Origin of the sequence: Nesterenkonia sp. NBAIMH1, assembly GCF_007922635.1 — a bacterium.
Lineage (GTDB): Bacteria > Actinomycetota > Actinomycetes > Actinomycetales > Micrococcaceae > Nesterenkonia > Nesterenkonia pannonica.
Genome location: NZ_CP042335.1, coordinates 1529213 through 1552208 on the forward strand (window position 1 = coordinate 1529213; position 22996 = coordinate 1552208).

Consider the following 22996-nt stretch of genomic DNA (forward strand, 5'->3'; position numbering starts at 1 on the left):
TGCCTGCTCCTGCGCCCGTAGAATCGCGTCCATGAGCCAGTTCCCCCACGACGAGTTCGACGACGTCGCCCCCTATTCCTCAGGCGAGGCCGGAAAGCACCGCGCCTACGGAGCGTATCCCGCCGGCGGCGGAGCGGCGGCGGCATCGGGAGCCTCCGGTCCGATGAAGTGGATCGGCCTGGCGGCTGCTGTGGTGCTGGTCGCGGTGGTGGCCGTGTACCTGATTCTGCCGCTCTTCGGCTCCGACGAGGACCCGGAGGCCGGCCAGGCGGGCGACCAGGATGAGGTCGAGGAGCAGGAGCCGGGCGACGATGCTGAAGAGGGCGCAGCGGACGACGAGGCTGAAGGGGAGGCCGCGGAGGACGAGGCTGCTCCCGAGGAGGAAGAGGACGCTGAGGATGCCGCTCAGGACGAGGAGGAGGGCGTCGATCTCGACACCCCCGTGCGCGTCGCCAACGCGGGTGCGCCCGATTGGTCGGCCAGCGATGTGAACTACCGGCTGGCCGAGCAGGGCTTCAATGTGACGGGACGCCTGGACTGGGAGCCTTCATGGGGCGAAGTCGGCACGCCGGTGGTCTTCTACCCCGAGGAGGGTCAGGCGGAGTTTGCTCAGGAGGTCGCTGAGGCGATGGGCTTCGAGAACACATCCCTGAACCCTGCGTGGGAGACTGCCGTCATCGTCGTGGGCCTGAGTACTCCCTGCAGAACTCCACGGACGAGCTTCAGCAGTTCGTGGACGCGGAGTAGCACGCGCCCTCCGGCGGGCACCGCGCGCTCTCACCGGCGCGGACGGTACCTGTTGTACAGGGCCGCGAGGGCCGGCTCAGCGGCGTAGTCCCACTCGCCGAGGGTCTGCATCAGCTCTGCCCCCTGCTTCGTCTTGAACTGCGTGATGCCGGTGGTCGCAGCGGCCGGGTCCAAGGACGGGCTCACGCCTCCGAGATTGAACCAGCGCGAGCCGTTGGCCAGCAGGTGCTCGATCTGCTGCATCTTCAGGCAGAGGGGAGCTTCGAGCTTCCTCCGGCTCCGAGGAGCCTGCATACAGGGCGTGGCCGCTCTCGCCCTGGCCCACGTAGAGGCTCGTCGCAAGCTTCTCCCCCTCGAACTCTGCGAGGAAGATCTTCGTCTCAGCAATGCCTGAGCTGGCCAGCGCATCCATGAGGGTCCGCACGCCCTCCTTGCTGCGAGGAGTGAATCCGTGACGCTGCGCGGTCTGGTGGTGCAGGGCGTAGAAGTCCTCCAGAGCCTCCGGCCCGTGGAGATTGACCTCGACGCCGCTTCGAGCGGACTTTCGCATGGACTTGCGTGCACTCGAGCTCATTCCCGACAGCACCCCGTCCAGGTCCCGGGATCGGCCGTCCTCGTCAGCCAGCGGAATGCGCGCCTGGAACTGAGGCCAGCCCGCCTCCAGGCTCATGCTGATCGGCAGGTCCTTCCATCCCAGGTCGAGCAGGTCGGCCTGAAGCGCCAGGGCCTGGTCATCGACATAGTCGGGCTCGATGTCCGGGATGGTGGAGGCGCTCCCGTCGGCCAGAGCCTGGCGAATGGTGGCCGCAGTCCACCGGCGGGCAACGGTGGGCATACCCATACGGATCAGAAAGGCTCCGCTGTCCTTCAGATGCTGCACGAGGGGCGGGAGCGCCTCCGCGTAGGAGCATCGAAAGGTGTCCAGGACAGGCCCCTCAGGGATGTACGCAAAATGCTTGCGTCCCAGCACAGGCACCCGCTCGGGGAGCGGCACCCGTTTGCCGAGCACCAGGACCGCGCCCACGAGCTCCTCGCCTCGCCAGATTCCGAGGGCTTGGGAGCGCCACGAGCTGACCTGCGACCAGTGCGGATTCTGCAGGAAGCTCGCCTCCGGCCTGCCGGCCAGAAAGTCAAGGTGCTCCTGGGCAGAGAGGGGGCGTACTGTCACAGCTGTCATCGCGCCAACAATACCGGCAGGACGGTGTCCTTCCAGGTGCCCCCTCCCTTGCACTCGCCGGGGGTGAGTGCTAAAAATTGTGTTAGCACTCTCAGAGTGAGACTGCTAAAAGCTGAACCTGACAGGTGAAGGCCATTCCATGCTCCCGGTGACGCGGGAGCGGGCCGTCCGTCGCGGGCATCTGACAGGGTTCCCCCAATATCGTCAGATCAAAAAGGTCCAGGAAGGACAGTGCACATATGGCCAAGACCATTGCATTCGACGAAGAGGCCCGACGCGGTCTCGAGCGAGGCTTGAACGCGCTCGCCGACGCCGTCAAGGTCACCTTGGGCCCCCGCGGCCGCAACGTGGTGCTCGAGAAGTCCTGGGGCGCCCCCACCATCACCAACGACGGCGTCTCCATTGCCAAGGAGATCGAGCTCGAGGACCCCTACGAGAAGATCGGGGCCGAGCTGGTCAAGGAGGTCGCCAAGAAGACCGACGACGTCGCCGGCGACGGCACCACCACTGCCACTGTGCTCGCACAGGCTCTGGTGAAGGAAGGCCTGCGCAACGTCGCAGCCGGAGCTGACCCGGTCGGACTCAAGCGCGGCATCGACAAGGCCGTGGAGGCAGTCACAGCAGAGCTGTTCAAGGCCGCCAAGGAGATCGAGACCACCGAGCAGATCGCTGCGACGGCCTCCATCTCCGCTGCTGACAAGCAGATCGGTGACCTCATCGCCCAGTCGATCGAGAAGGTCGGCAAGGAAGGCGTCATCACGGTCGAGGAGTCCAACACCTTCGGCCTGGAGCTCGAGCTCACAGAGGGCATGCGCTTCGACAAGGGCTACCTCTCCGGCTACTTCGTCACCGACGCAGAGCGTCAGGAAGCAGTCCTCGAGGACCCCTACATCCTCATTGCGAACTCCAAGATCTCGTCCGTGAAGGACGTCATCGGAGTCCTCGAGCAGGTCATGCAGTCCGGCAAGCCGCTGCTGGTCATCGCAGAGGACGTTGAGGGTGAGGCCCTGGCCGCACTGGTGGTCAACAAGCTCAAGGGCACGTTCAAGTCCGTGGCTGTCAAGGCTCCCGGCTTCGGCGACCGCCGCAAGGCCATGCTGGCTGACATCGCGGTCCTCACCGGCGGCCAGGTCATCGCCGAAGAGGTCGGCCTGAAGCTGGAGAACACCACCCTCGACCTGCTCGGCACCGCCCGGAAGGTGGTCGTGACCAAGGACGAGACCACCATCGTCGAGGGTGCAGGCGATGCGGACGAGATCGCTGGCCGCGTCAACCAGATCAAGGCCGAAATCTCCAACTCGGATTCCGACTACGACCGCGAGAAGCTCCAGGAGCGCCTGGCCAAGCTCGCCGGCGGTGTGGCCGTGATCAAGGCCGGCGCCGCCACCGAGGTGGAGCTCAAGGAGCGCAAGCACCGCATCGAGGATGCTGTCCGCAACGCGAAGGCAGCCGTGGACGAGGGAATCGTCGCCGGCGGCGGCGTGGCTCTCATCCAGGCCGGCGCACGAGCCTTCGCGAGCCTGAAGCTCGAGGGCGACGAGGCTACGGGCGCGAACATCGTGAAGTTCGCAGTCGAAGCCCCGCTGAAGCAGATCGCCGTCAACGCAGGCCTCGAGGCCGGCGTTGTGGCGGAGAAGGTCAAGGGCCTGGCCGACGGAGTGGGCCTCAACGCCGCTACAGGCGAGTACGAGGACCTCCTGGAGGCCGGGGTGAACGACCCGGTGAAGGTGACGCGCTCTGCACTGCAGAACGCTGCCTCCATCGCTTCGCTGTTCCTCACCACTGAGGCAGTGGTGGCTGACATTCCCGAGAAGCACCCAGCCGGAGGCGGAGCCGAAGGCATGGACCCGATGGGCGGCATGGGCGGAATGATGTGATCACCGCATAACCCGCTCAATGCGACGAAGGGGCCCCGCAGACCACGCGTCTGCGGGGCCCCTTCGTCGTTGGTCTGCGCGGTCTCAGCTCAGCGGCCGAAGATGCGGGTGTTCGCGGACTCCGTCTCCTCGTAGTGGCTGGACGCCGAGGCCATGGCCTGCCTGACGCTGGCCAGGGACTGCTCCACCTGCGCCTGCGTGGAGCGCCACTGTGTGAGCACGTCCTGGAAGGCGACGGCTGCTGATCCCTTCCACGTCTCCTGCAGCTGCCTGAGCTGGCCCTCCATCATATTGACGTCGGACTGAATACGTCCCAGCGTCGCCTCGACGTTCTGGCTCTTGGCCAGCAGGTCTGATGTGTCGATCTGAAAAACTGCCATGATCGGTTCCCTTCCGTGCGTCCCTCGAAGGCTTTTCCTTCTGCGCCGACGCTATGGAGGCGCAAGGGGTGCGGCGAGGCCCTCGGCCTCAGCTGTGGGGAAGGTGGGGCGTCGGCAGGGAGTCTGCGCGCCTGTGCAAGAGGGAGCCTGTGCTGCGGGATCAGTCGCTGCGGTGCTGGAGAGCGGCCTCACGCAGGTGCTCAATGTCTCCTGTGTCGAAGGTCTGGTCCTCCTCCAGGGCATCAGCATCGTCATCGGAGCCGTCGTCGTCGGGAGCTTCCGCCTTGGGCAGCCGAAGCGTCATCGTTGCGCCTCCGCCCTCCGTCTCGGAGTGGCGGACGCTTCCATCGTGCTGGGCCGCGATGGCGGCGCAGATTGCCAGACCGAGGCCCGTGCCCCCGGTCTCACGCTGTCGCGAACTGTCGGCGCGGTAGAAGCGCTGGAAGATCTTCTCCGCGTCCTCATGGCTGATGCCCTCACCGTGATCGCGCACCTGGATGACGGATTCGGGCCGTCCCTCGATCAGACTCTCTGTGCCGACCGCCAATTCGATCGGTGAGCCGGCAGGTGTGTAGCGCAGGGCGTTCTGCACCAGGTTGGTGACGACCTGTCGAATGCGCCCCTCATCGCCGATGACAGGCGCCGGCCGAGCTGGTCCATCGTCGAGGCCGATGACCCGCACCTCACGATCCGGAGCGTTGACGCTCATGTCCATCATGGCCTCATGCGCCACGATGTTGAGGTCCAGGGGCATCGGCGTCATGGGGCGCTGCTCATCCAGCCTGGCGAGCGTGAGCAGGTCCTCCACCAGGTCGCCGAGCCGCGTGGCCTCCGATTCGATTCTGCCCATGGCGGCATGCACGGCCTCGTCGTTCCCTTCCATTCCGCCTTGCCGGTACAGCTCGGAGAACCCTCGGATGGTGACCAACGGGGTCCGCAGCTCGTGTGAGGCGTCTTGGATGAAGCGCCGCATCTTCTCCTCGGACGCCACGCGAGCGTCGAAGGCCTGCTCGATGTGCTCCAGCATCACGTTCAGCGATGCAGCCAGCCGCCCTACCTCAGTCTCCCGCGGAGCAGTGGTCTGCACACGCTGTGAGAAGTCTCCCGCGGCGATCGCCCCTGCGGTCCGCTCCACCCGCAGCAGAGGCCGGAAGGCTCGGGTGACGAGCGAGTAGGCGATGATTGAGGCGCCGAGGGTGGCGAGCAGCCCGATGGTGGCCACAAGGAAGGTGGCGCGCTCCACCGACGTCTCCACCGAGCGCAGCGGCAGGGCGATCACCAGAGAGCCTTCTCCGCTGCTCAGCGGGTGGATCTGAACCCTCCACCCGCGGCTGGTCTCCAGCGTGCCCGGCACGTCGAAGGACTCGCCCATGAGGTCTTCGGCCTCGTCAATGGTGGGGCGGGGCAGGGCCGGGTGATCCTGGTTCTCGGACGGCCAGTGTGTGCGCAGGACCGGGTCGCCCTCGGTGTCGACGATCCAGCCGTGGAACCGGACGATGCTGCCGTGGTCCACCTCCGGCTGGCCGGGGTCCACCTGCTGATGCAGGTACCCGGAGACCAGTTCGGCGTTGGCGGTCAGGTCCTCATCCATATTGCGCAGCAGTTCCTGGCGGAACAGGGACGCTGAGACGAACGTCGTGACCACCAGGGTGAGCAGCAGAAGCGCCGTAGTGATGGTGACCAGCTGTGTGCGCAGCGAGGAGCTGCGCCACGTGCTCGAGAGCTTCTGGGCGGCACGGCGGGGCATGGATTCAGTGTATCCCCGGCGGCAGTTCGGAGTCCCTCAGCGTGCGTTAGGGTGCTGTGCGCGCACACGATGTCGGAGGAGAGGCTTTTTGAATGAGAGGCACCATAGTGGGCTGGGCTGCGTTCGTCGCAGCAGTGGTGGTGCTGGTTCCGGCGATCGTCATCGGCGGCAGCGCGCTGCTGATGGATCAGCTCCAGCAGAGGGACTCCGCTGGCGAGTCGGATGAGCCCTATGCGCAGGCCGCGCCTGATAGTCCCACTGACCCTGCCCCCACGCGGAGCGCGCGCTGAGGACGAGGATCAGGGTGCAGGAGGAGCTGAGGATGCGGAGGGCCCGGCGGCGAGTGCCGCCAGAGCGTCCGAGGTGCTCTCTGCGGCATCAGACGCGGAGCTGGATCAGGCGCTGGCCGAAGCCGTTGAGGGGCGTCCGGGCCGCTACAGCGTCAGCGTCGCCGAGCTGTCGGGCGAGGGACGTCGCGCAGAGCACAGCGCAGAGGATCCGGTGGATCCTGCGAGCACCTACAAGCTCTATGTCGCGTACAGCGCTCTGAAGCAGGTGGAAGAGGATGAGCTGCAGTGGGAGCAGAGCATCGTGGACGGACGAGATCTCGACCAGTGCTTCTACGACATGCTGGCCGTCTCGGACAACGCGTGCGCTGAGGCGCTCCTCAACGACGTCGTCGGGCGGGAGCAGATCGTCGAGGATCTCCCAGAGGTCGGCGCTCTCAGCACCAGCTTCGAGATCGGCGATGTCCGCACCACCGCCTCAGACCTCACCGGCATGCTCGCCCGGTGGGAGGCGGGCGAGCTGCCGGTGCAGCAGCAGGACGGGGATGCCCTCATGGGCGCCATGGCGGAGAACATCCACCGGGATGGGATCCCAGCGGGCGTCTCCGGGGACGTCAGCGACAAGGTGGGATTCCGCGGCCCCTATCTCCACGATGCGGCCATCGTCCACGACGATGCGGGCGCCTGGGTCCTCACGATCCTCACCGAGGGGTCGAGCTGGGATGAGATCGCTGAGATCTCCGGGGAGGTCGAAGCGGCCCTGGACCGCTGAGCGGTCAGGCCTCGACGGGGTCCTTCTCGCCCTCGTCGAGGCGCTCTTCCCAGGGAACCCACTCCGGCGCCAGCAGGGCGTCCTTCCCGGGCAGCATGCCGACCTCGCAGACGGTCACCTTGCGGGAGCGGGGGGCGCGCGCGAGCGTCGCGAACCACTCCCAGCCTCCGTAGCCGGGGCGGCTGGCGGCGAACCGGTGGGTCACCAGGCGCAGGTCGTCCGCAGCGGCGGAGAGGTGCTCTCCGACTTCGCCGGACTCTGCGATCTCTTCCACAGCGTCGCGTGCTGCGGCGACGGCGGCCGCCAGCGGCTGATCAGGGGTAGCCATGGGGATCTCCTCAGACGTCGAAATCGTCGGCAACGCGGCGCAGCAGAGCAGCTATCTGCCGCGAGCGCTCGGGCTTGGGGTAGTGCCCCTTGCGAAGCTGACCCGTGGTGTTGTCCAGCATCGTCACGAGGTCCTGCACCAGCTCGCCCATCTCCTCAGCGGGCTTGCGCGAAGCCTTCGCCACGGAGGGAGCTTCGCTGAGCAGGCGTACCGAGAGGGCCTGCTTGCCCCTTCGGCCGTCGGCGACGCCGTACTCCAGACGAGTGCCGGACTTGACCGCGGCGCCGTCGGGCAGGGCTGAAGAGTGCAGGTACGCCTCTTCACCGTGCTCGTCGGTGACGAAGCCGAAGCCCTTCTCAGCGTCGAACCACTTTACTTTTCCAGTAGGCACTGCGGATAACCTCCTTCTGACAGAAGCTACAAGAGTAACGCCGATACAATGAGGTTCATGCCTGACGTCCCCGCAGCCCTGCCCGCGCCGGGCCCTCTCTCCCGGGGCGTACTGATTCTCGGCGTCGCAGTCACCGCTGTCTCATTCGTCGCTCTGCTCCTGGTGCTGGTGCTCTACTTCGCCGACACCGTCCCTCATGCCTCCCTGTACTGGCTCTCCCTGTGGGGGCTGCCCATCGGATTCGTGCTGATGCTCAGCTACGTGCTCCTTGCCCTGCGGCGCCGCCAGCATGCGCGACGGCTGCGCGTGCCGGGCGATCGTCGCTGAGCTGAGCCGCTGACCCGAGTGAGGCAGTGCTCACTGCCCGGCCAGGAGACGTTCAGCAGACTTTCAGAAATCGGGTGTTCACTGGCGCCGTGACTGAGAAAAAGAGCGAAGGCAAGCTGCTCGTCGTGGACGACGAGCCGAACATTCGTGAGCTGCTCGCCACCTCGCTGCGGTTCGCGGGCTTTGAGGTCGCTGCCGCCGCCAACGGGCGTGAGGCGCTGGACACGGTGGAGGAGTTCTCCCCGGACCTCGCTGTCCTGGACGTGATGCTGCCGGATATGGACGGATTCACCGTGACTCGTCGGCTGCGATCTGCCGGCAAGCTCTTCCCTGTCGTGTTCCTGACCGCCCGGGACGACACCGATGACAAGATCACCGGGCTGACCGTCGGCGGGGACGACTACGTGACCAAACCGTTCTCGCTGGACGAAGTGGTCGCGAGGATCAAGGCTGTGCTGCGCAGGACGGCCCCCGATGACGGCGAGGACGCGATTCTTGCGATCGACAACCTGGAGCTCGACGACGACGCGCACGAGGTGCGGCGCGAAGGGGAGATCATCGAGCTGTCTCCTACGGAGTTCAAGCTTCTGCGCTACCTGATGATGAACCCCAACAGGGTGCTCTCCAAGCAGCAGATCCTGGACCACGTGTGGGAGTACAACTTCAACGGCGACGCATCGATCGTCGAGTCCTACATCTCCTATCTGCGTCGCAAGATCGACTCCGGGGCGGACGGCGCCCCGGCCATCCAGACCAAGCGCGGGGTGGGCTACGTGCTGCAGACCTGGGAGCGTCGGCAGAAGACGCAGGGCATCAGCTAGTACGGCCCTGCCGCAGGCATGAGTGAGGGGCGGGGCCGTCGGGCCCCCGCCCCTCACTCATGCCGATGCCCGTTTCAGTGCTCCAGGAGGTAGTCCACGGCCCGGAGCAGCTGGCTCACATCCTCGGGATCGATGGCGGTGAACGTCGCGATGCGGAGCTGATTCCTGCCCAGCTTCCGGTACGGCTCGACGTCGACCACTCCGTGCGACCGGAGAGTCTTCGCCAGTGCTCCCGCATCCACGGACTCGTCGAAGTCGACGGTGCAGATGACATTCGACCGGTCCTCCGGGCGGGTGACGAACGGTGAGGCCAGCTGGTGCCTGTCCGCCCATTCGTACACGCGTCCGGCGGAGTCGGCCGTGCGGGCCGAGGCGAAGTCAAGTCCGCCGGAGGCATTCATCCACTCGATCTGGGCGTCCAGTGTGACCAGTGTGGCGAGCGCCGGAGTGTTGTACGTCTGATTCTTGCGCGAGTTCTCGACGGCAGTCTGCAGATTCAGGAACTCGGGGACCCAGCGCTCTCCGGTGAGGCGCTCGGCGCGCTCCAGAGCCCGTGGGGACATGATCGCCAGCCAGAGGCCGCCGTCCGAGGCGAAGTTCTTCTGCGGGGCGAAGTAGTAGACGTCCGTTTCGCTGATGTCGACTGCCAGGCCTCCTGCTGCGGAGGTCGCGTCGATGATCACCAGCGCATCGTCGTCGGAGCCCGATACGCGGCTTACTGGGGCGGCCACGCCGGTGGACGTCTCGTTCTGCGGCCATGCATAGACGTCGACGCCCTGTTCGGCGCGGGGTGCTGGGCGCGTCCCCGCATCGGAGGTGATGATGCTGGAGTCTTCGAGGAACGGTGCGCTGTCCGTGGCCTTTGCGAACTTGGAGCCGAATTCGCCGAATGACAGGTGCTGGGCCTTGGATGACACGAGGCAGAAGCTGGCAACGTCCCAGAATGCGGTCGACCCGCCGACGCCGAGGACCACTTCGTAGCCTGAGGGCAGACTGAAGAGGTTCCCCAGACCCTCCCGCACACTGCCGACGAGCGACTTCACCGGCGACTGGCGGTGGGAGGTGCCCAGGAGCCGCGGGCCTGCTTCGGCCAGTGTGTCGATCTGCTGGGCCCGGACCTTCGAAGGGCCCGCCCCGAAGCGTCCATCGGCGGGAAGAAGCTCAGGGGGGATGGTGATGTGCTCAGCTACCACTGGCGTGACTCCTTGCAGGTGAGATGATGTGTACGATGCCTTGCCCAGCCTAGTTGTCATGGGAGCACCGGTTGACCGATCTGATCGACACCACAGAGATGTACCTCCGCACCATCCTCGATCTTGAGGAGGAGGGCATCGTGCCTCTGCGCGCCCGCATCGCTGAGCGCCTCGAGCATTCGGGCCCGACGGTGTCGCAGACCGTCGCCCGCATGGAGCGGGATGGTCTGCTGCAGCTCACGGAGGCGCGCCAGCTTGAGCTGACGGACAAGGGCAGAGATCTCGCCGTGCAGGTCATGCGCAAGCACAGGCTGGCCGAGCGGCTGCTGTCCGACGTCATCGGATTGGACTGGCCCTACATCCACGAAGAGGCCTGCCGCTGGGAGCACGTCATGAGCGAGCGTGTGGAGCGCCGGCTCGTCGAGATTCTCGAAGACCCTGTGGAGTCTCCCTACGGCAACCCGATTCCAGGTCTGGAGAAGCTTGGAGTGGATCGAGCCGCGCACCCTGCGTCGCTGGCACGTACGACGCTGCGCCGAGCTGCCGAAGTGGTGACCGGCCAGGGGAGTCATTGGAGGGTTCAGCGCCTTGCTGAGTCCATCCAGGTGGAGCCTGAGGTCCTCGAGCAGCTGCTGGATGTCGGCCTTCGACCCGGCGTCGATGTCACCGTCACGGGCATCAACGATGCCTATGTCCTCCTTGCGGTGCTGGACGAGGTCGAAGGTGAGTTCGACGTGGAGCTTCCCCTTGAAGTGGCTCAGCACATCTTCGTCAACGAACGCTCTGTCTAGGCACTTCGCCGCTTTCGACGAGTGACGGCGATGTGTCGCGTCTGACCTGGGCGGGCAGCGGGCCCTTCACCCCGTGACCATTCTGTGACAAACTGTCGAGCGTTCGTTGCGCTGTCGCGACCTTCCACCCCCTGTATTCAGGTGTCGAACATGCCTGCGGGGCTGATTCGCTCACAAATGAAGCCATTTCGTGACCTTAGCGTGACATCGAGATCAAACTGTTATAAAGTCGTCACCGAGCTTGGGCGAATGTCCAAACTGCCTGAGTCGGCCGGGAGCAGCTGAACGCTTGAGCTGGACCGGGCGCACGCATCCATAGCATTCCGGGAAGAGGTTTCTACCGTGACTGACAAAACTGAACTGGCTTCACGCCGCACTCGTCGCCAGACCCGTGGTCTGGCCGGTGCCGTCTCTGCCCACGCTGGACGTTCGGCAGCAGCAACGCTCGCCGCATCCGGTCTGATCATCAGCTCCGGCATCGCCGCGAACGCGTCCGAGTCGAAGACTGACGAGGGCCGTGAGGCTACTACCGTCGAGATCTCCACCACTGACCTGAACGTCGAGCGCGCATCGACATCAGCGCCTGTGAGCGTCAGTGCATCGCAGGGTGCCGAGCTGGCATTCGAGCGTCCCTCCGTCACCTCTGAGCCAGCCGCTGAGCCCGAGCCTGCACCAGAGCCCGAGCCAGCTCCCGAGCCGGAGCCTGAGCCGGAGCCAGCTCCCGAGCCGGCACCAGAGCCCGAGCCGCAGCCTGAGCCGGAGCCAGCTCCCGAGCCGGCACCGGAGCCTGAGCCAGCACCGGAGCCCGAGCCGGCACCGGAGCCTGAGCCAGCTCCCGAGCCGGCACCGCAGCCTGAGTCGGCACCGGAGACCCAGGGACAGCCGGGCCAGAGCTCCTCAGGTCAGGGCTCGGCTGACTCCGGCGGCGGGCAGGCGAATCAGGGGCAGGCTTCGTCCAGCCCTCAGCCTGCTTCCAGCGGCGACAGCTCATCCGGCGGATCCTCGAGCTCAGAGGCGCCATCCTCCGGCGGGGGCTCAAGCTCCATCGTCAGTGCTGCGCACGCAGCGCTCGGCACCCCCTACAGCTGGGGAGGTACGACAACCTCGGGCATGGACTGCTCGGGATTCATCAACTGGGCCTACTCGCAGGCCGGCGTCAGCGGCGTTCCGCGCACCACCCACGGCATGATGGCGTCCCTGAACCAGGTCTCAAGCCCGCAGCCCGGCGACATCGTGATCGCCAACGGCCAGTCCCACGGCGGGATCTACATCGGCAACGGGCAGGTCATCTCGGCCACTGTGTCCAACGGCGTGAGCGTTCACGCCCTCCACTCCGGATGGCACAACCCGACCGCCTACCTGCGGGTCGGCTGACCACGTCTCAGCGCACTCCCAAAGGGGTGCAGTCCTACGGGGCTGCACCCCTTTCTGCGTCCCTGCACCTCCGCGCCTTCCAGGCTGTATTCAGGCTGCATAAGGCCTGGTCAGCGCAGTTCGTGATGAAAATGTGACATCGAGACCTTTCTGTTATAAAGTTTCTCCCGTGCTGATCACAGAGACCACTCCGAAGAGCCGCCGCGAGCGCCGCGAAGCCGCCGGCAAGCAGGCCGCACAGGCCCGCGCCGCGAAGCTCACTGCCCGTACCGGTGGAGTTGCCGCACTGGCACTCACCGCCCCCGGCCTCCTGGCCGCAGCCCCCGCAGTCGCAGACGCCGCCGAGGCGTCAGACAGCAACAGGGCCTCCCAGGAGATCGGCCTGACTCTCGAAGGTGCCGAGCGCGCCTCCCAGGTGGAGTCCCCAGAAACCGCAACAGTGTCTGCGGAAGCGACTGCAGAGCTCGCCTTCGAGCGGGCAGCTGTGACCGCCGAGCGCGCTGCTCCAGTCGAACCGGCAGCTGAGCCTGAGCCGGCAGATGCAGAGGCTCAGCAGGCCCCTGCAGAGTCCGCGCAGACCGGTGAATCCGCGCAGACCGGTGGGACCCAGTCCTACGAGCAGGGCACCGCAGACCAGGGCACGGGCGCTGGTCAGCAGCAGGCCACCGGCGAGTCGATGGCAGCATCGACTCAGCCCGCTGCACCCGCTCAGCCCGCCGCAAGCGGCGGCGGCATCGTCTCCGCCGCATACGCAGCGATCGGCACCCCCTACGTGTGGGCCGGCTCCAGCCTTTCCGGCATGGACTGCTCCGGGTTCGTCAACTGGGCATATGCCCGTGCCGGCGGCCCCAGCCTCCCCCGCACCACCGGCGGCATGCTCGCCTCCCTTCCTCGGGTCTCAAGCCCCCAGCCGGGAGACATCGTGATCTCCAACGGCGGCGGCCACGCCGAGATCTACATCGGCAACGGCCAGTCCATCTCCGCCACCACAAACGGCGGCGGCGTGCACCAGCACAGCACCGGCTACTCCGGCGTTGTCGCTTACCTGCGTCCGGGCGGCTGATCTGAGCCAATACTCAGCGTGATCGTAAGGGGTGCAGTCCTTCGGGGCTGCACCCCTTACGCGTCTCCCTGCCGCCATGCGGGCACCGGCATCGGATGGCATATAGTAAATATCGGACAGATTCGCAGCGTACGCGATTCCCTCGCGCGGAACGTACGCACGGGAGGCTGATCGGATGCGCACGCTGGTGCTCAATGCGGGCTACGAACCGCTGAGTGTGGTCTCGTGCCATCGCGCCGCCCTTCTGGTGATGCGAGGAAAAGCGAATGTCCTTGCCGAGGACTCCACCCCCATCAGCTCCCCGTCCGCGCTCATTCCCCGGCCCACCGTCATTCTCCTCACCCGCTACGTGCGCGTCGTGAGGCGAGGATCCTCGTACCCCTCACGCCGAGGGGTTCTCCGACGCGATCACCGCACGTGCGCCTACTGCGGCAGCGCCGCAGCCACCGTCGACCATGTGATCCCCCGTGCACGTGGAGGCAGCTCCTCATGGGAGAACCTGGTCGCCTGCTGCGGTCCCTGCAACATCCGAAAAGGCGACAGGACCCTCGAGCAGCTCGGCTGGAGACTCAGGGTGACGCCTCGGCAGCCCGCTCACCAGGTCTGGCTCCCTCAGGAGCTCGACGCACCCCATCGGGCATGGATGCCGTTCCTGAACACCACTGCCGCTTAGACGAGGCCCTACTTCATGTCTGAACCCAACCGTGCACCCATCGCCGCAGTCCTTCTTGCCGGCGGACGGGGCAGACGTCTGGGAGGTGAGGACAAGGCCTCCCTCCTGCTTCGCGGACGTACTCTCCTGCAGCACTGGCTGACCGCGCTCCGCAGCGAAGGAATCCTGGAAATTGTCGTGGTGGGCCCCGACGAGCTGCGGCCGCTATGCGATGCCGAAGGTGACACCAAACTCGTGAGGGAGAACCCTCCCTTCGGAGGGCCTGCCGCCGCCGTGTACGCCGGGATGAAAGCCCTGGAGGCCATGCAGGGGCGCGTGCTGCTGCTCGCCGTCGACGTCGTCGATCCCGCTCCGCTGCTGCGCTGGCTCATTGAGGAAGCCCGCTCCAGCCCGGCCGATGCTGTGGTGCCGATCGATGTGAACGGCCGGGAACAGCCCTTGAGCTGCGCGGTCGCGGTCCCGGCCCTGCGGGCCCAGCTGCTTCCCCCCAGCGCGGAGGACGTGAACGGTGGCCGCGTGAGCCAGCTGCTCAAGGAGATCCCTCGAAGCCAGCCGCACATGCCTGAGCACCTCGGCCACGACGTGGACAGCCCAGACGACGCAGCCCGTCTAGGAGTCCAACGTCCCTGAGCACAGCTGTGCCCCGGTCGCCGAGAGGGCGGACCGGGGCACTCAGAGCGTTCGGGCTCAGCTGATGAGGGAGTGCGTTCCCCTCAGTGCGATGACGGCCAGGCGCACTGCGGTCAAAGCCGCGCTTGCCTCAGCCTCGTCACCGTCCACCTCATCAGCGTCGGGCTGGATGAACAGCTGCGCGGCGTTGATGAACGTGTACACCAAGCCGAAGAGCATCGGAATGGAGACGATGATCCAGGCGACCGGAACCGGAACGATCGGGTTCCCCGCCTGCTTGACGTCGGAGCTCTTCTCCTCTGCCGCACTGTCGGCATTGGAGTCGTTCCCGTTCTCCTCATCGGAGGGCTCAGACTTCTCGTGCCACTTCTCATCGACAGGCCGTACGAGCAGGTTGGCGATGAAGCCCACCGCGAGCAGGCCAGCCATGATGAACAGGGCCGGACGGTAGTCCGCCGCCGTGAGATCCTCGCCCGGTGCGCCCTCAGCGGCGTCCAGAGTGATGTTGACGATCGCCGGGCCCACGATTCCGGCGGCCGACCAGCAGGTCAGCAGGCGACCGTGGATGGCTCCCACCTGCAGTGTGCCGAACATGTCCCTGAGGTAGGCGGGGATGGTGGCGAACCCGCCGCCGTAGAAGGACAGGACAAGTCCGGTCAGGATCACGAAGGCTGCCATGCTTGTGTCGCCGAAGATGCCCAGGGCCACGTACAGGGCGGCGCCGAGGCCCAGATACAGCATGTAGATCGGCTTGCGGCCCACCTTGTCCGAGGTTGAGGCCCAGATGAACCGTCCCAGAGTGTTGGTCAGCGAGAGGTAGCCGACGAAGCCGGCCGCGGCCACGGCTGCGACCTCAGGCTGAGCGAAGGTCTCGCCGCCGGTCTCCTCGCGGAAGAAGTCCTGCACAAAGTTCGCGGCCTGCGGAAGCAGTCCGATGGATGCGGTGATGTTGACGAACAGCAGCACCCAGAGCAGCCAGAACTGGGGAGTCTTGATGGCGTTGTTCGCCGTCACGTTCCCCGCAGAGACCATCTTCGAAGACTTCTTCTTCTCCGGGTCGAAGCCCTCCGGCTTCCAGTCGTCAGCCGGCACTCGCACGATCCAGGCGGCGAAGAGCATCATCAGGCCGTACGCGACGGCCATGGTCAGGTAGAGGAAGCCCACCGAGTCGCCTGGGTCGGCTCCCAGGTCGTCGAAGAGGCCCATCATGATGTTGGAGAAGGGTGCGGCGATCATCGCGCCGACGCCGAAGCCCATGATGGCCATGCCGGTGCCCAATCCGGGACGGTCCGGGAACCACTTCATCAGCGTGGAGACCGGCGCAATATAGCCGATGCCCAGGCCGATGCCGCCGAGCACTCCGTACCCGAGTCCGACGAGCCACAGCTGCTGGGTGAACACGCCGACGGAGCCGACGATGAAGCCGGAGACCCAGCAGGCGGCCGAGGCGAGCATCGCCATCCGCGGGCCGCGAGAGTCGACCCATTTGCCGAACAGGGCCGCGGAAAGTCCCAGCAGAACGATCGACAGTGAGAAGGCGAAGAACGCCACTGCTGTCTGCGCTGCGTCCTCGCCTCCGAAGATGGGGCCCAGGACCTGGCCGAAGATGCTGACCAGCGGGTCATCGGCGAAGTGCTCTGCAAGGCGGGACTGGTACACCGAGGTGCCGTAGACCTGGCCGATGCACATATGGATGGCGAGGGCGGCCGGCGGAATCAGCCAGCGATTGAACCCCGGACCCGCAGTGATTTTGCGGTAGGAGTCTGCGCGCGTGTCGGCGCTTGGAGCCATGGGTGCAACTCTCCTCATATTAGTTACGTGCGGGAAGAACAGTCATTGAACGCTATCACCGGGTATTCAGCCCATTGTTCTACTGTCAGTAGAAAAGAGAGCACCAGCGTCTGCTGCGGCAGCCAGGCCTGTGAGACCCTTTAGAGCAACTGTCCACGCATTCGAACGTCTCAAGCTCCAAGGAACCTGAAATGTCTGTGAACGAAAACTCCAAAAACGCCGAGAAGTCTGAGTCCCAAATCACCAAAGAATCGATTGAGCTCTGGATCGATGAGCTCAAGGAGCATTTGGAGATTCCAGAGACTGACATCGACATCAACCGGCTTCTCAAGCTCGCCGGAGTGGCTGCTCACACGGTGGTTCGTCCTGCCGCTCCGGTGAGCACATACGTCATCGGCTATGTGGTCGGTCTGGCGGAGGCTTCAGGACAGGCTACCTACGAGCAGGCGTTCAACGCTGCCTCGCGCGTCGCTGAAGGGCTCCTGGAGCAGCGCGGCCACGCCGAGGGCTGATCTGCGCGCATCATGCTGAGCCTTCACGAGGCACGACGCCTGGCGGCTGAGGCCGAGCCCATCGCGCCACGACGCGTGCCGCTTGCGGAGGCCGTGGGTCTGATCTGCGCCCAAGACGTCTTTGCCCGGCTGGATATCCCGCACGTCTCGACCTCAGCCATGGACGGCTGGGCGGTCAGCGTGCCGAAGGCTGCGGTGGGCTGGTCGGTGATTCCGCAGAGCGCGGAAGGGCCCGCAGACATGCTTCCCCCGCTGAGACCCGGTGAGGCGGCAGGAGTCGTGACCGGCTCTCCTATGCCGGAGGGAGCTCTCTCCGTGCTGCGTGAGGAGCACAGCGCCTACGACGAAGGCGCCGGCATCCTCACCGCGGAGGCGCACACCCCGGATCTCGATGCTGGCCGCAACATCCGGCCCCGCGGTGTGGAGGCCGCGGAGGGGGACCGGCTGCTCTCGGCCGGTTCGCGCATCACGCCCGCTCGCGCCGCGGCGGCGGCAGTCGCCGGCCACGACGAGCTGCTCGCCCATCCGAATCCTTCTGTTCGTCTCATCCTCACGGGTTCCGAGGTGATCACCTCCGGCATGCCCCAGCCGGGGCAGGTCCGGGACGTGTTCGGGGTAGCGCTGCCCGGCATGCTCGCCGGCCTCGGGATCCAGCAGGTCGACTCCGTGCGGCTGAGGGACGACGTTGACGCTATGAGAGCAGAGCTCGGCAGCGGATCGGAGGACGTGCTCATCACCACCGGCGGGACCGCGCATTCGCGTGCCGACACTCTTCGGCCGGCGCTGGAGCAGCTGGGAGCCCGCATCGTCGTCGATTCCGTCGACATGCGACCCGGCCATCCTGCCCTTCTTGCCAGATTGGGGGAGCGTTGGATTCTCGGGCTGCCCGGCAATCCCCTGGCCGGCTTCGCCGCCCTCGCCGCACTGGGCGCCCCGCTGCTGGCCGCACTGGCCGGACGGGCGGAGCCCAGCATCGAGCTCACTGCGGCGGAGCAGCTCATCGGCGCGCGCCGCGGGCTGAGGGTCCTGCCGGTGCGCAGGACCCCCGACGGCATCCGCGCCGCCGGGCACAGCAAATCCCACATGATGCGCGGCCTGGCTGAGGCCGAGCTGTTCGCGCTCGTTCCGCCTGAGGGAGTGGATCCAGGAAGGTCGGCGGAATGTTTGCAGGTCCCCGGGGCGTTCATCCCTCTACGCCATATTCCTGAGGAGCAGTGATGGGCCGACTGATCCAGCGCAAACGCGTAACCCGCGTCATCCGCGCCCCCGAGGGCGAGGACACCGCCAGCCACCGCACCAAGCTCGACTCCCTCGCCGTCGAGGAGCCGCTTGAGCTGCGCGTGGGGGGCGAGTCGTTCTCGGTCACGATGCGCACCCCCGGCAACGATTTTGAGCTCGCCGCCGGCTTCATGGTCTCTGAAGGACTGGTTGCTGCCGCTGAGCAGCTGCGAGGGCTGCGCTACTGCTCAGGAGAGGATGAGTTCGGGAATCAGACGTACAACGTCATCGATGTCGGGCTCGACCCTCTCGCGGCGAAGGCGGCCCTGTCCGGCAAGCGCAACGTCACCACCACCTCAGCCTGCGGCATCTGCGGGACGACGAGCATCGACGCGGTCGAGAAGACCCTTCCCGCCGCCGGCGCCTCCAGCGAGCTTCGCATATCGGCGGAGCAGCTGCTCGATCTTCCGGACGCCCTCCGCGATTCGCAGGCGCTCTTCTCCAAGACGGGCGGCGTGCATGCTGCGGGGCTCTTCAGCGCCGCCGGGGAGCTGCTGTGCCTGCGGGAGGACGTCGGGCGCCACAACGCAGTCGACAAAGTGGTCGGCTGGGGGCTCATGGAGGACAGGCTTCCGCTGCGAGGGACGGCTCTTCAGGTCTCCGGGCGTGCCAGCTTCGAGCTTGTGCAGAAGGCCGCACTGGCCGGCGTCGAGCTGCTGTCCGCAGTGGGGGCGCCGTCCTCTCTCGCGGTGGACCTGGCCGACCGCGCCGGGATCACGCTTGCAGGCTTCTCCCGAGGGAAGACCATCAACGTCTACACCCATCCGGAGCGGATCATGGACCTCGATGCTGAGGATGAGGCGCAGCCTCCGGTGGGGCAGGGGTCTGCCGCGGCTGCCAGGGACCCTGAACGCCGCGTGAATGCTCCCGTATGAGGCGCTCGATACGATGAACTCCGATCAACCACGAACATCTCAGCCCACTGTGAAGGATGAGCGCACCCTATGAACGACGTTCGCGGCCGCATAGCCAATTTCAAAGACATTGACGAGAACAATCTCAAGATCTCACCCAAGAAGGATTCTGCCGCTGGGCTGAAGGCGGTGCAGGTGTCCTTCAAGCGAAGCCTCTTCCACGGCGGTGTGCGCCGCACGGTCGGCAACTTCTACCGCGTCAACCAGGACAAGGGTGTGGACTGCCCCGGCTGCGCGTGGCCCGAATCCATCACAGGCGACCGCAAGCAGGTCGAGTTCTGCGAGAACGGCGCGAAGGCTCTCGCCGAGGAGCACACCAAGAGGATCTGCCCGCCGGAATGGTGGGCGCAGCACTCCATCTCCGACCTGGACAAGAAGACGGAGTACTGGCTGGGCCAGTCGGGGCGCATCACCCACCCGATGATCATTCGCGAGGGGGAGACCCACTACAAGCCCATCTCCTGGGATGAGGCCTTCGAGACCATCGGTGAGCACATCCGGGCGACAACTCCGGAGCGGTCGGTGTTCTACACCTCGGGCCGCACTCCGAACGAGACGGCGTTCATGTTCCAGCTGATGGCGCGCTCCCTGGGCACCAACAACCTCCCTGACTGCTCGAACATGTGCCACGAGTCCTCCGGCACAGCGATGAACCCCACCATCGGCATCGGCAAGGGCACTGTCTCCCTGGAGGACATCGAGAACTCCGAGCTGATCTTCGTCATCGGTCAGAACCCCGGGACCAATCATCCCCGCATGCTGGGCTCGCTGGCCAAGGCTCGTCACCGCGGCGGCAAGGTGGTCTCGGTGAACCCGCTGCCCGAGGCCGGCCTGATGAAGTTCAAGGACCCTCAGGCGCCCATGGAGCACCCGCTTCAGTCCCACAAAGTTCTGACCGGCGACAAGATCTCCGACGAGTACCTGCAGATCAAGGTCGGCGGCGACCAGGCTCTGCTCCAGGCTCTGGGCCACCTTCTCCTGAAGAAGGAGGAGGAGAACCCCGGGTCGGTCCTGGACCGCGACTTCCTCGAGCAGTCCACCAAGGGCTGGGAGGACTACAAGGCCGCGCGCGCTGAGCTCGACTGGGCTGAGGTCGAGGAGGCAACAGGCCTCGAGCGGGCGGAGATCGAGAAGATCGGCGATCTGCTCGCCAAGTCCAAGGCCACGATCTTCTGCTGGGCGCTGGGCATCACCCAGCAGCCCCACTCGGTGGACACCATCAAGGAGATCGTGAACCTGCTGCTGATGCAGGGCAACTTCGGCAAGCCGGGCGCCGGGGCGTGCCCCGTCCGAGGCCACTCCAACGTGCAGGGGGACCGGACCTTCGGCATCTGGGAGAAGCCCAAGGAGGACTTCCTGCAGGCGCTCGACGCAGAGTTCGGGATCGTCTCTCCCCGCGAAGAGGGGCATGACTCCACACACACGATGTACGCAATGGCAGAGGGCAATGTCGACGTCTTCGTCTCCCTCGGCGGTAACCTTGCCATGGCCAACTCGGACACCGCGATCATGGAGGACGGCCTGAAGAACACCGGTCTCACGGTGCACATCTCGACCAAGCCGAACCGCTCGCATGTGACCCACGGCAGGACGAGCATCATTCTCCCCACCCTTGGGCGCTCCGACCGGGATGACAAGCACCCCGGCGGGAGGCAGTTCCTCTCGGTGGAGAACTCGATGTCCGTGGTCTCCTCCACCCAGGGCCGGCTCGAGCCCGTCTCGGACCACCTGCTCTCCGAGCCGGCGATCCTTGCGGGGATGGCCCAGGCCATCTTCAAGGATGACGCCGACCATGAGATCGACTGGCAGGCCATGGCAGACGACTACGACGTCATCCGTGACCACGCCTCGCGTGTGATCCCCGGTACGCAGGACTTCAACAAGCGAATCCGGCAGAAGTACGGCTTCGTGCTGCCGAACCCCCCGCGGGATCACCGGCAGTTCGCCACAGAGGATGGGCGGGCGTCGTTCACCGTGCGGGAGATGGAGTACCTCAAGCCCCCGGAGGGCCACCTGGTGCTGCAGACCATGCGGTCCCACGACCAGTACAACACCACCTTCTACGGCCTGGACGACCGTTACCGCGGGATCAAGGGCGGGCGCCGCGTCATCCTCATCCACCCGGAGGATCTGAAGGCGGCCGGCTACCAGCACCGCGAAGTCGTCGATGTCATCTCCGTGTTCGACGGTGAGGAGCGCCGCGCCAACCAGTTCACCCTGGTGGAGTACCCGACGGCCCGCGGCTGCGTGGCGGCGTACTACCCGGAGGCGAACGCTCTGGTCCACCGAGACCTCAAGGCTCGAGAGTCCAACACTCCTGGGTTCAAGGCCATGATGGTCCGCTTCGTTCCGTCGACCGGCTCGGAGCGCACCACAATCAACCATCAGATCGAGGTTGGCGTAGCCGCTTAGGGGCCGATTGCGGCCAGTGGGAGCGTCAGAACGGGGTCCGGGCTATCTTCGGGCCCCGTTCTCGCGTAGACTCTCATGCAGTACGTCATTTGCAGAACCTGTTAGTGGCCGAAGCACCTCTCCTGCGAGCCGGCCAGGCCTGCGGGAGAAATGCGCCGTGAACTCATCGGTGCAAGAGAAACAGCAGTAAGGAAACACCATGGCCACTGGCACAGTTAAATGGTTCAACGCCGAAAAGGGCTACGGCTTCATCGCCCCCCAGGACGGTTCCGACGACGTGTTCGTGCACTTCAGCGCGATCAACAGCTCAGGCTTCCGCTCGCTCGAGGAGAACCAGCAGGTTGAGTTCGAGACCGCCCGCGGACCCAAGGGTCTGCAGGCTGAGAACGTCAGCCCGCTCTGATCCGCAGAGCAGCGATGATCAGGCGCTAGCCGCCTGACGCATGCTGTGGCCCCTGATCTTCACGGATCAGGGGCCACAGCTATGTCCGGAAGATTTTTCCGGCGGTCCGCATCAGCTCTGGTTCGCCATAGCGCGAAGCTCTGAGAGGGCGTTGTCAGGGTTCAGCACGGCACGTCCTTCGTCGTCGCTGGCTGCTGCGAGGCTGACCACTTCGCCCACGACGAGCACGGCGGGCGGTCGGATCTTCGCTGCGGCAGCGGTCGCGATCATGTTCGCTGAGCCGTCGATGAGCACACGCTGCTCGTCGCTGAAGCCGCGCTCCACCACGGCGACCGGCGTCGTGGGGCTCATCCCCATACGGTGGAGTCCGGTGAGCGTGTTCCCGAGCGTTCCCACGCCCATCAGAATGACGGCAGTGCCGCCGAGGGAGACCAGCCCGGAGAGCTCGTCGTCGCTGAGCGGATCGTGTCCCGAGATGACGGTGAAAGTGCGGGTGACGTTGCGTGCGGTCACCGGTATCCCGGCGGCTGCCGGCACGGAGATCGCCGAGGTCACCCCCGGAACGACGGTCACCGGAACGCCGGCGTCCCTGCAGGCCGCGACCTCCTCGCACCCTCTGCCGAAGACGAACGGATCTCCGCCCTTGAGGCGGACCACATGCTGGCCCGTGCTGGCCGAGGAGAGCATCATGCTGTGAATATTCTCCTGCGTCACCCGGTGATGCCCCGGACGCTTCCCCACGTCGAACAGCTGTGCCTGCGGAGCCCATTCGCGCAGCGCGTCGGTAGGGGCAAGCCGGTCATAGAAGACCACATCGGCCGACTGCAGGGCTCGCACCGCCCGGACCGTCATCAGGTCGGCCGCGCCCGGCCCTGCGCCCACCAGGGTCACACGCCCCCCGTGCGACGAAGATTGTTCAATCATTCTTCAAGAGTAGGGGTGATGTGTAATGGCAGTGTTACAGCCCCTTCACGTGGGGTCACACGTCGATGAGAGGTAGGATGGTCGCGCCCCGCCTCAGTAGCTCAGGGGATAGAGCACCGCTCTCCTAAAGCGGGTGTCACAGGTTCGAATCCTGTCTGGGGCACCAAACGCTTCATGTTCGAAC

The 22996-nt window shown here is 65.9% G+C and carries 24 protein-coding genes, 1 tRNA gene and 1 pseudogene; 17 read left to right on the top strand and 9 right to left on the bottom strand.

Going from position 1 to position 22996, the window contains the following annotated elements; translation table 11 throughout:
* Positions 1-31: 31 nt before the first annotated feature.
* Positions 32-835, top strand: a complete 804-nt coding sequence (locus tag FS388_RS07225) for a LytR C-terminal domain-containing protein (protein ID WP_146340806.1) — start codon at positions 32-34, stop codon at positions 833-835.
* Here FS388_RS07225 and FS388_RS13455 read toward each other — a convergent pair.
* Together FS388_RS13455 and FS388_RS07230 are read right to left on the bottom strand one after the other, a co-directional pair.
* Positions 778-1041: a peptidoglycan bridge formation glycyltransferase FemA/FemB family protein gene (locus tag FS388_RS13455; RefSeq protein WP_371708085.1), complete on the bottom strand. Its 264-nt coding sequence runs from the start codon at positions 1039-1041 to the stop codon at positions 778-780. The two genes, FS388_RS07225 and FS388_RS13455, sit on opposite strands and share 58 nt — an antisense overlap.
* Positions 1013-1924 (bottom strand): annotated as a pseudogene (locus FS388_RS07230) (lipid II:glycine glycyltransferase FemX); the annotation flags it as partial. The gene FS388_RS13455 and the pseudogene FS388_RS07230, both read right to left, overlap by 29 nt.
* Before the next feature lie 239 nt (positions 1925-2163).
* Between FS388_RS07230 and groL the strand changes: the two are divergent.
* Positions 2164-3801 carry a chaperonin GroEL gene (groL, locus tag FS388_RS07235; protein WP_146340808.1) on the top strand — a complete coding sequence of 546 codons (1638 nt, stop codon included), beginning with the start codon at positions 2164-2166 and terminating at the stop codon, positions 3799-3801.
* A gap of 89 nt (positions 3802-3890) precedes the next feature.
* Here the strand turns inward: groL and FS388_RS07240 are convergent, their stop codons facing one another.
* The gene (locus FS388_RS07240; RefSeq protein WP_146340809.1) at positions 3891-4181 is read right to left on the bottom strand and encodes a WXG100 family type VII secretion target; all 291 of its coding nucleotides are present in this window, start codon (positions 4179-4181) and stop codon (positions 3891-3893) included.
* 160 nt (positions 4182-4341) lie between these two features.
* Complete coding sequence (locus tag FS388_RS07245) at positions 4342-5928, bottom strand: cell wall metabolism sensor histidine kinase WalK (protein ID WP_146340810.1); 1587 nt, start codon at positions 5926-5928, stop codon at positions 4342-4344.
* Between the two features lie 92 nt (positions 5929-6020).
* Here FS388_RS07245 and FS388_RS07250 point away from each other — a divergent pair, with 92 nt between their 5' ends.
* Together FS388_RS07250 and FS388_RS07255 are read left to right on the top strand one after the other, a co-directional pair.
* On the top strand, positions 6021-6218 hold the full coding sequence (locus tag FS388_RS07250; protein ID WP_146340811.1) for a hypothetical protein: 198 nt from the start codon (positions 6021-6023) through the stop codon (positions 6216-6218).
* Positions 6160-6987, top strand: a complete 828-nt coding sequence (locus FS388_RS07255; protein WP_168198648.1) for a serine hydrolase — start codon at positions 6160-6162, stop codon at positions 6985-6987. The genes FS388_RS07250 and FS388_RS07255 overlap by 59 nt, the downstream gene beginning before the upstream one ends.
* A 4-nt stretch (positions 6988-6991) precedes the next feature.
* On the opposite strand, the gene FS388_RS07260 is transcribed toward FS388_RS07255, so the two are convergent.
* Positions 6992-7315, bottom strand: a complete 324-nt coding sequence (locus FS388_RS07260; RefSeq protein ID WP_146340813.1) for a DUF3027 domain-containing protein — start codon at positions 7313-7315, stop codon at positions 6992-6994.
* Between the two features lie 10 nt (positions 7316-7325).
* The gene (locus FS388_RS07265) at positions 7326-7706 is read right to left on the bottom strand and encodes a cold-shock protein (RefSeq protein ID WP_146340814.1); all 381 of its coding nucleotides are present in this window, start codon (positions 7704-7706) and stop codon (positions 7326-7328) included.
* Positions 7707-7763: 57 nt separating this feature from the next.
* Here FS388_RS07265 and FS388_RS07270 point away from each other — a divergent pair, with 57 nt between their 5' ends.
* Both FS388_RS07270 and FS388_RS07275 read left to right on the top strand, forming a co-directional pair.
* On the top strand, positions 7764-8033 hold the full coding sequence (locus FS388_RS07270) for a hypothetical protein (protein ID WP_146340815.1): 270 nt from the start codon (positions 7764-7766) through the stop codon (positions 8031-8033).
* A gap of 89 nt (positions 8034-8122) precedes the next feature.
* Positions 8123-8854, top strand: a complete 732-nt coding sequence (locus FS388_RS07275) for a response regulator transcription factor (RefSeq protein ID WP_146340816.1) — start codon at positions 8123-8125, stop codon at positions 8852-8854.
* 74 nt (positions 8855-8928) lie between these two features.
* Here FS388_RS07275 and serC read toward each other — a convergent pair whose 3' ends face one another.
* Positions 8929-10047, bottom strand: a complete 1119-nt coding sequence (gene serC, locus FS388_RS07280; protein ID WP_246836145.1) for a phosphoserine transaminase — start codon at positions 10045-10047, stop codon at positions 8929-8931.
* A 71-nt stretch (positions 10048-10118) separates the two neighbouring features.
* Between serC and FS388_RS07285 the strand changes: the two genes are divergently transcribed.
* From FS388_RS07285 to FS388_RS07305, 5 genes are all read left to right on the top strand, one after another.
* Positions 10119-10838: a metal-dependent transcriptional regulator gene (locus tag FS388_RS07285; RefSeq protein WP_146340818.1), complete on the top strand. Its 720-nt coding sequence runs from the start codon at positions 10119-10121 to the stop codon at positions 10836-10838.
* 342 nt (positions 10839-11180) lie between these two features.
* Entirely contained in the window at positions 11181-12212 is a 1032-nt protein-coding gene (locus FS388_RS07290) for a C40 family peptidase (protein ID WP_146340819.1), read from the top strand.
* A gap of 169 nt (positions 12213-12381) precedes the next feature.
* Entirely contained in the window at positions 12382-13275 is an 894-nt protein-coding gene (locus FS388_RS07295; protein WP_146340820.1) for a C40 family peptidase, read from the top strand.
* A 175-nt stretch (positions 13276-13450) separates the two neighbouring features.
* Complete coding sequence (locus FS388_RS07300) at positions 13451-13948, top strand: HNH endonuclease (RefSeq protein ID WP_146340821.1); 498 nt, start codon at positions 13451-13453, stop codon at positions 13946-13948.
* Positions 13949-13963: 15 nt separating this feature from the next.
* The gene (locus FS388_RS07305; protein WP_146340822.1) at positions 13964-14578 is read left to right on the top strand and encodes a molybdenum cofactor guanylyltransferase; all 615 of its coding nucleotides are present in this window, start codon (positions 13964-13966) and stop codon (positions 14576-14578) included.
* 57 nt (positions 14579-14635) lie between these two features.
* On the opposite strand, the gene FS388_RS07310 is transcribed toward FS388_RS07305, so the two are convergent.
* Entirely contained in the window at positions 14636-16369 is a 1734-nt protein-coding gene (locus FS388_RS07310) for an OFA family MFS transporter (RefSeq protein ID WP_146340823.1), read from the bottom strand.
* Positions 16370-16560: 191 nt separating this feature from the next.
* On the opposite strand from FS388_RS07310, the gene FS388_RS07315 reads away from it, so the two are divergent.
* The 5 genes from FS388_RS07315 to FS388_RS07335 all read left to right on the top strand — a co-directional run bounded on the left by FS388_RS07315 (position 16561) and on the right by FS388_RS07335 (position 21888).
* Positions 16561-16881: a DUF6457 domain-containing protein gene (locus tag FS388_RS07315; protein WP_146340824.1), complete on the top strand. Its 321-nt coding sequence runs from the start codon at positions 16561-16563 to the stop codon at positions 16879-16881.
* 12 nt (positions 16882-16893) lie between these two features.
* Entirely contained in the window at positions 16894-18099 is a 1206-nt protein-coding gene (locus FS388_RS07320; protein WP_146340825.1) for a molybdopterin molybdotransferase MoeA, read from the top strand.
* Complete coding sequence (gene fdhD / locus FS388_RS07325) at positions 18099-19034, top strand: formate dehydrogenase accessory sulfurtransferase FdhD (RefSeq protein ID WP_146340826.1); 936 nt, start codon at positions 18099-18101, stop codon at positions 19032-19034. The genes FS388_RS07320 and fdhD overlap by 1 nt, the downstream gene beginning before the upstream one ends.
* Before the next feature lie 69 nt (positions 19035-19103).
* On the top strand, positions 19104-21485 hold the full coding sequence (locus FS388_RS07330) for an FdhF/YdeP family oxidoreductase (RefSeq protein ID WP_146340827.1): 2382 nt from the start codon (positions 19104-19106) through the stop codon (positions 21483-21485).
* Positions 21486-21684: 199 nt separating this feature from the next.
* On the top strand, positions 21685-21888 hold the full coding sequence (locus FS388_RS07335) for a cold-shock protein (protein ID WP_146340828.1): 204 nt from the start codon (positions 21685-21687) through the stop codon (positions 21886-21888).
* A gap of 111 nt (positions 21889-21999) precedes the next feature.
* Here the strand turns inward: FS388_RS07335 and cobA are convergent, their stop codons facing one another.
* The gene (gene cobA, locus FS388_RS07340; RefSeq protein WP_146340829.1) at positions 22000-22812 is read right to left on the bottom strand and encodes a uroporphyrinogen-III C-methyltransferase; all 813 of its coding nucleotides are present in this window, start codon (positions 22810-22812) and stop codon (positions 22000-22002) included.
* A 90-nt stretch (positions 22813-22902) separates the two neighbouring features.
* Here cobA and FS388_RS07345 point away from each other — a divergent pair.
* Positions 22903-22978, top strand: a tRNA-Arg gene (locus tag FS388_RS07345).
* The last annotated feature ends 18 nt before the right edge of the window (positions 22979-22996 follow it).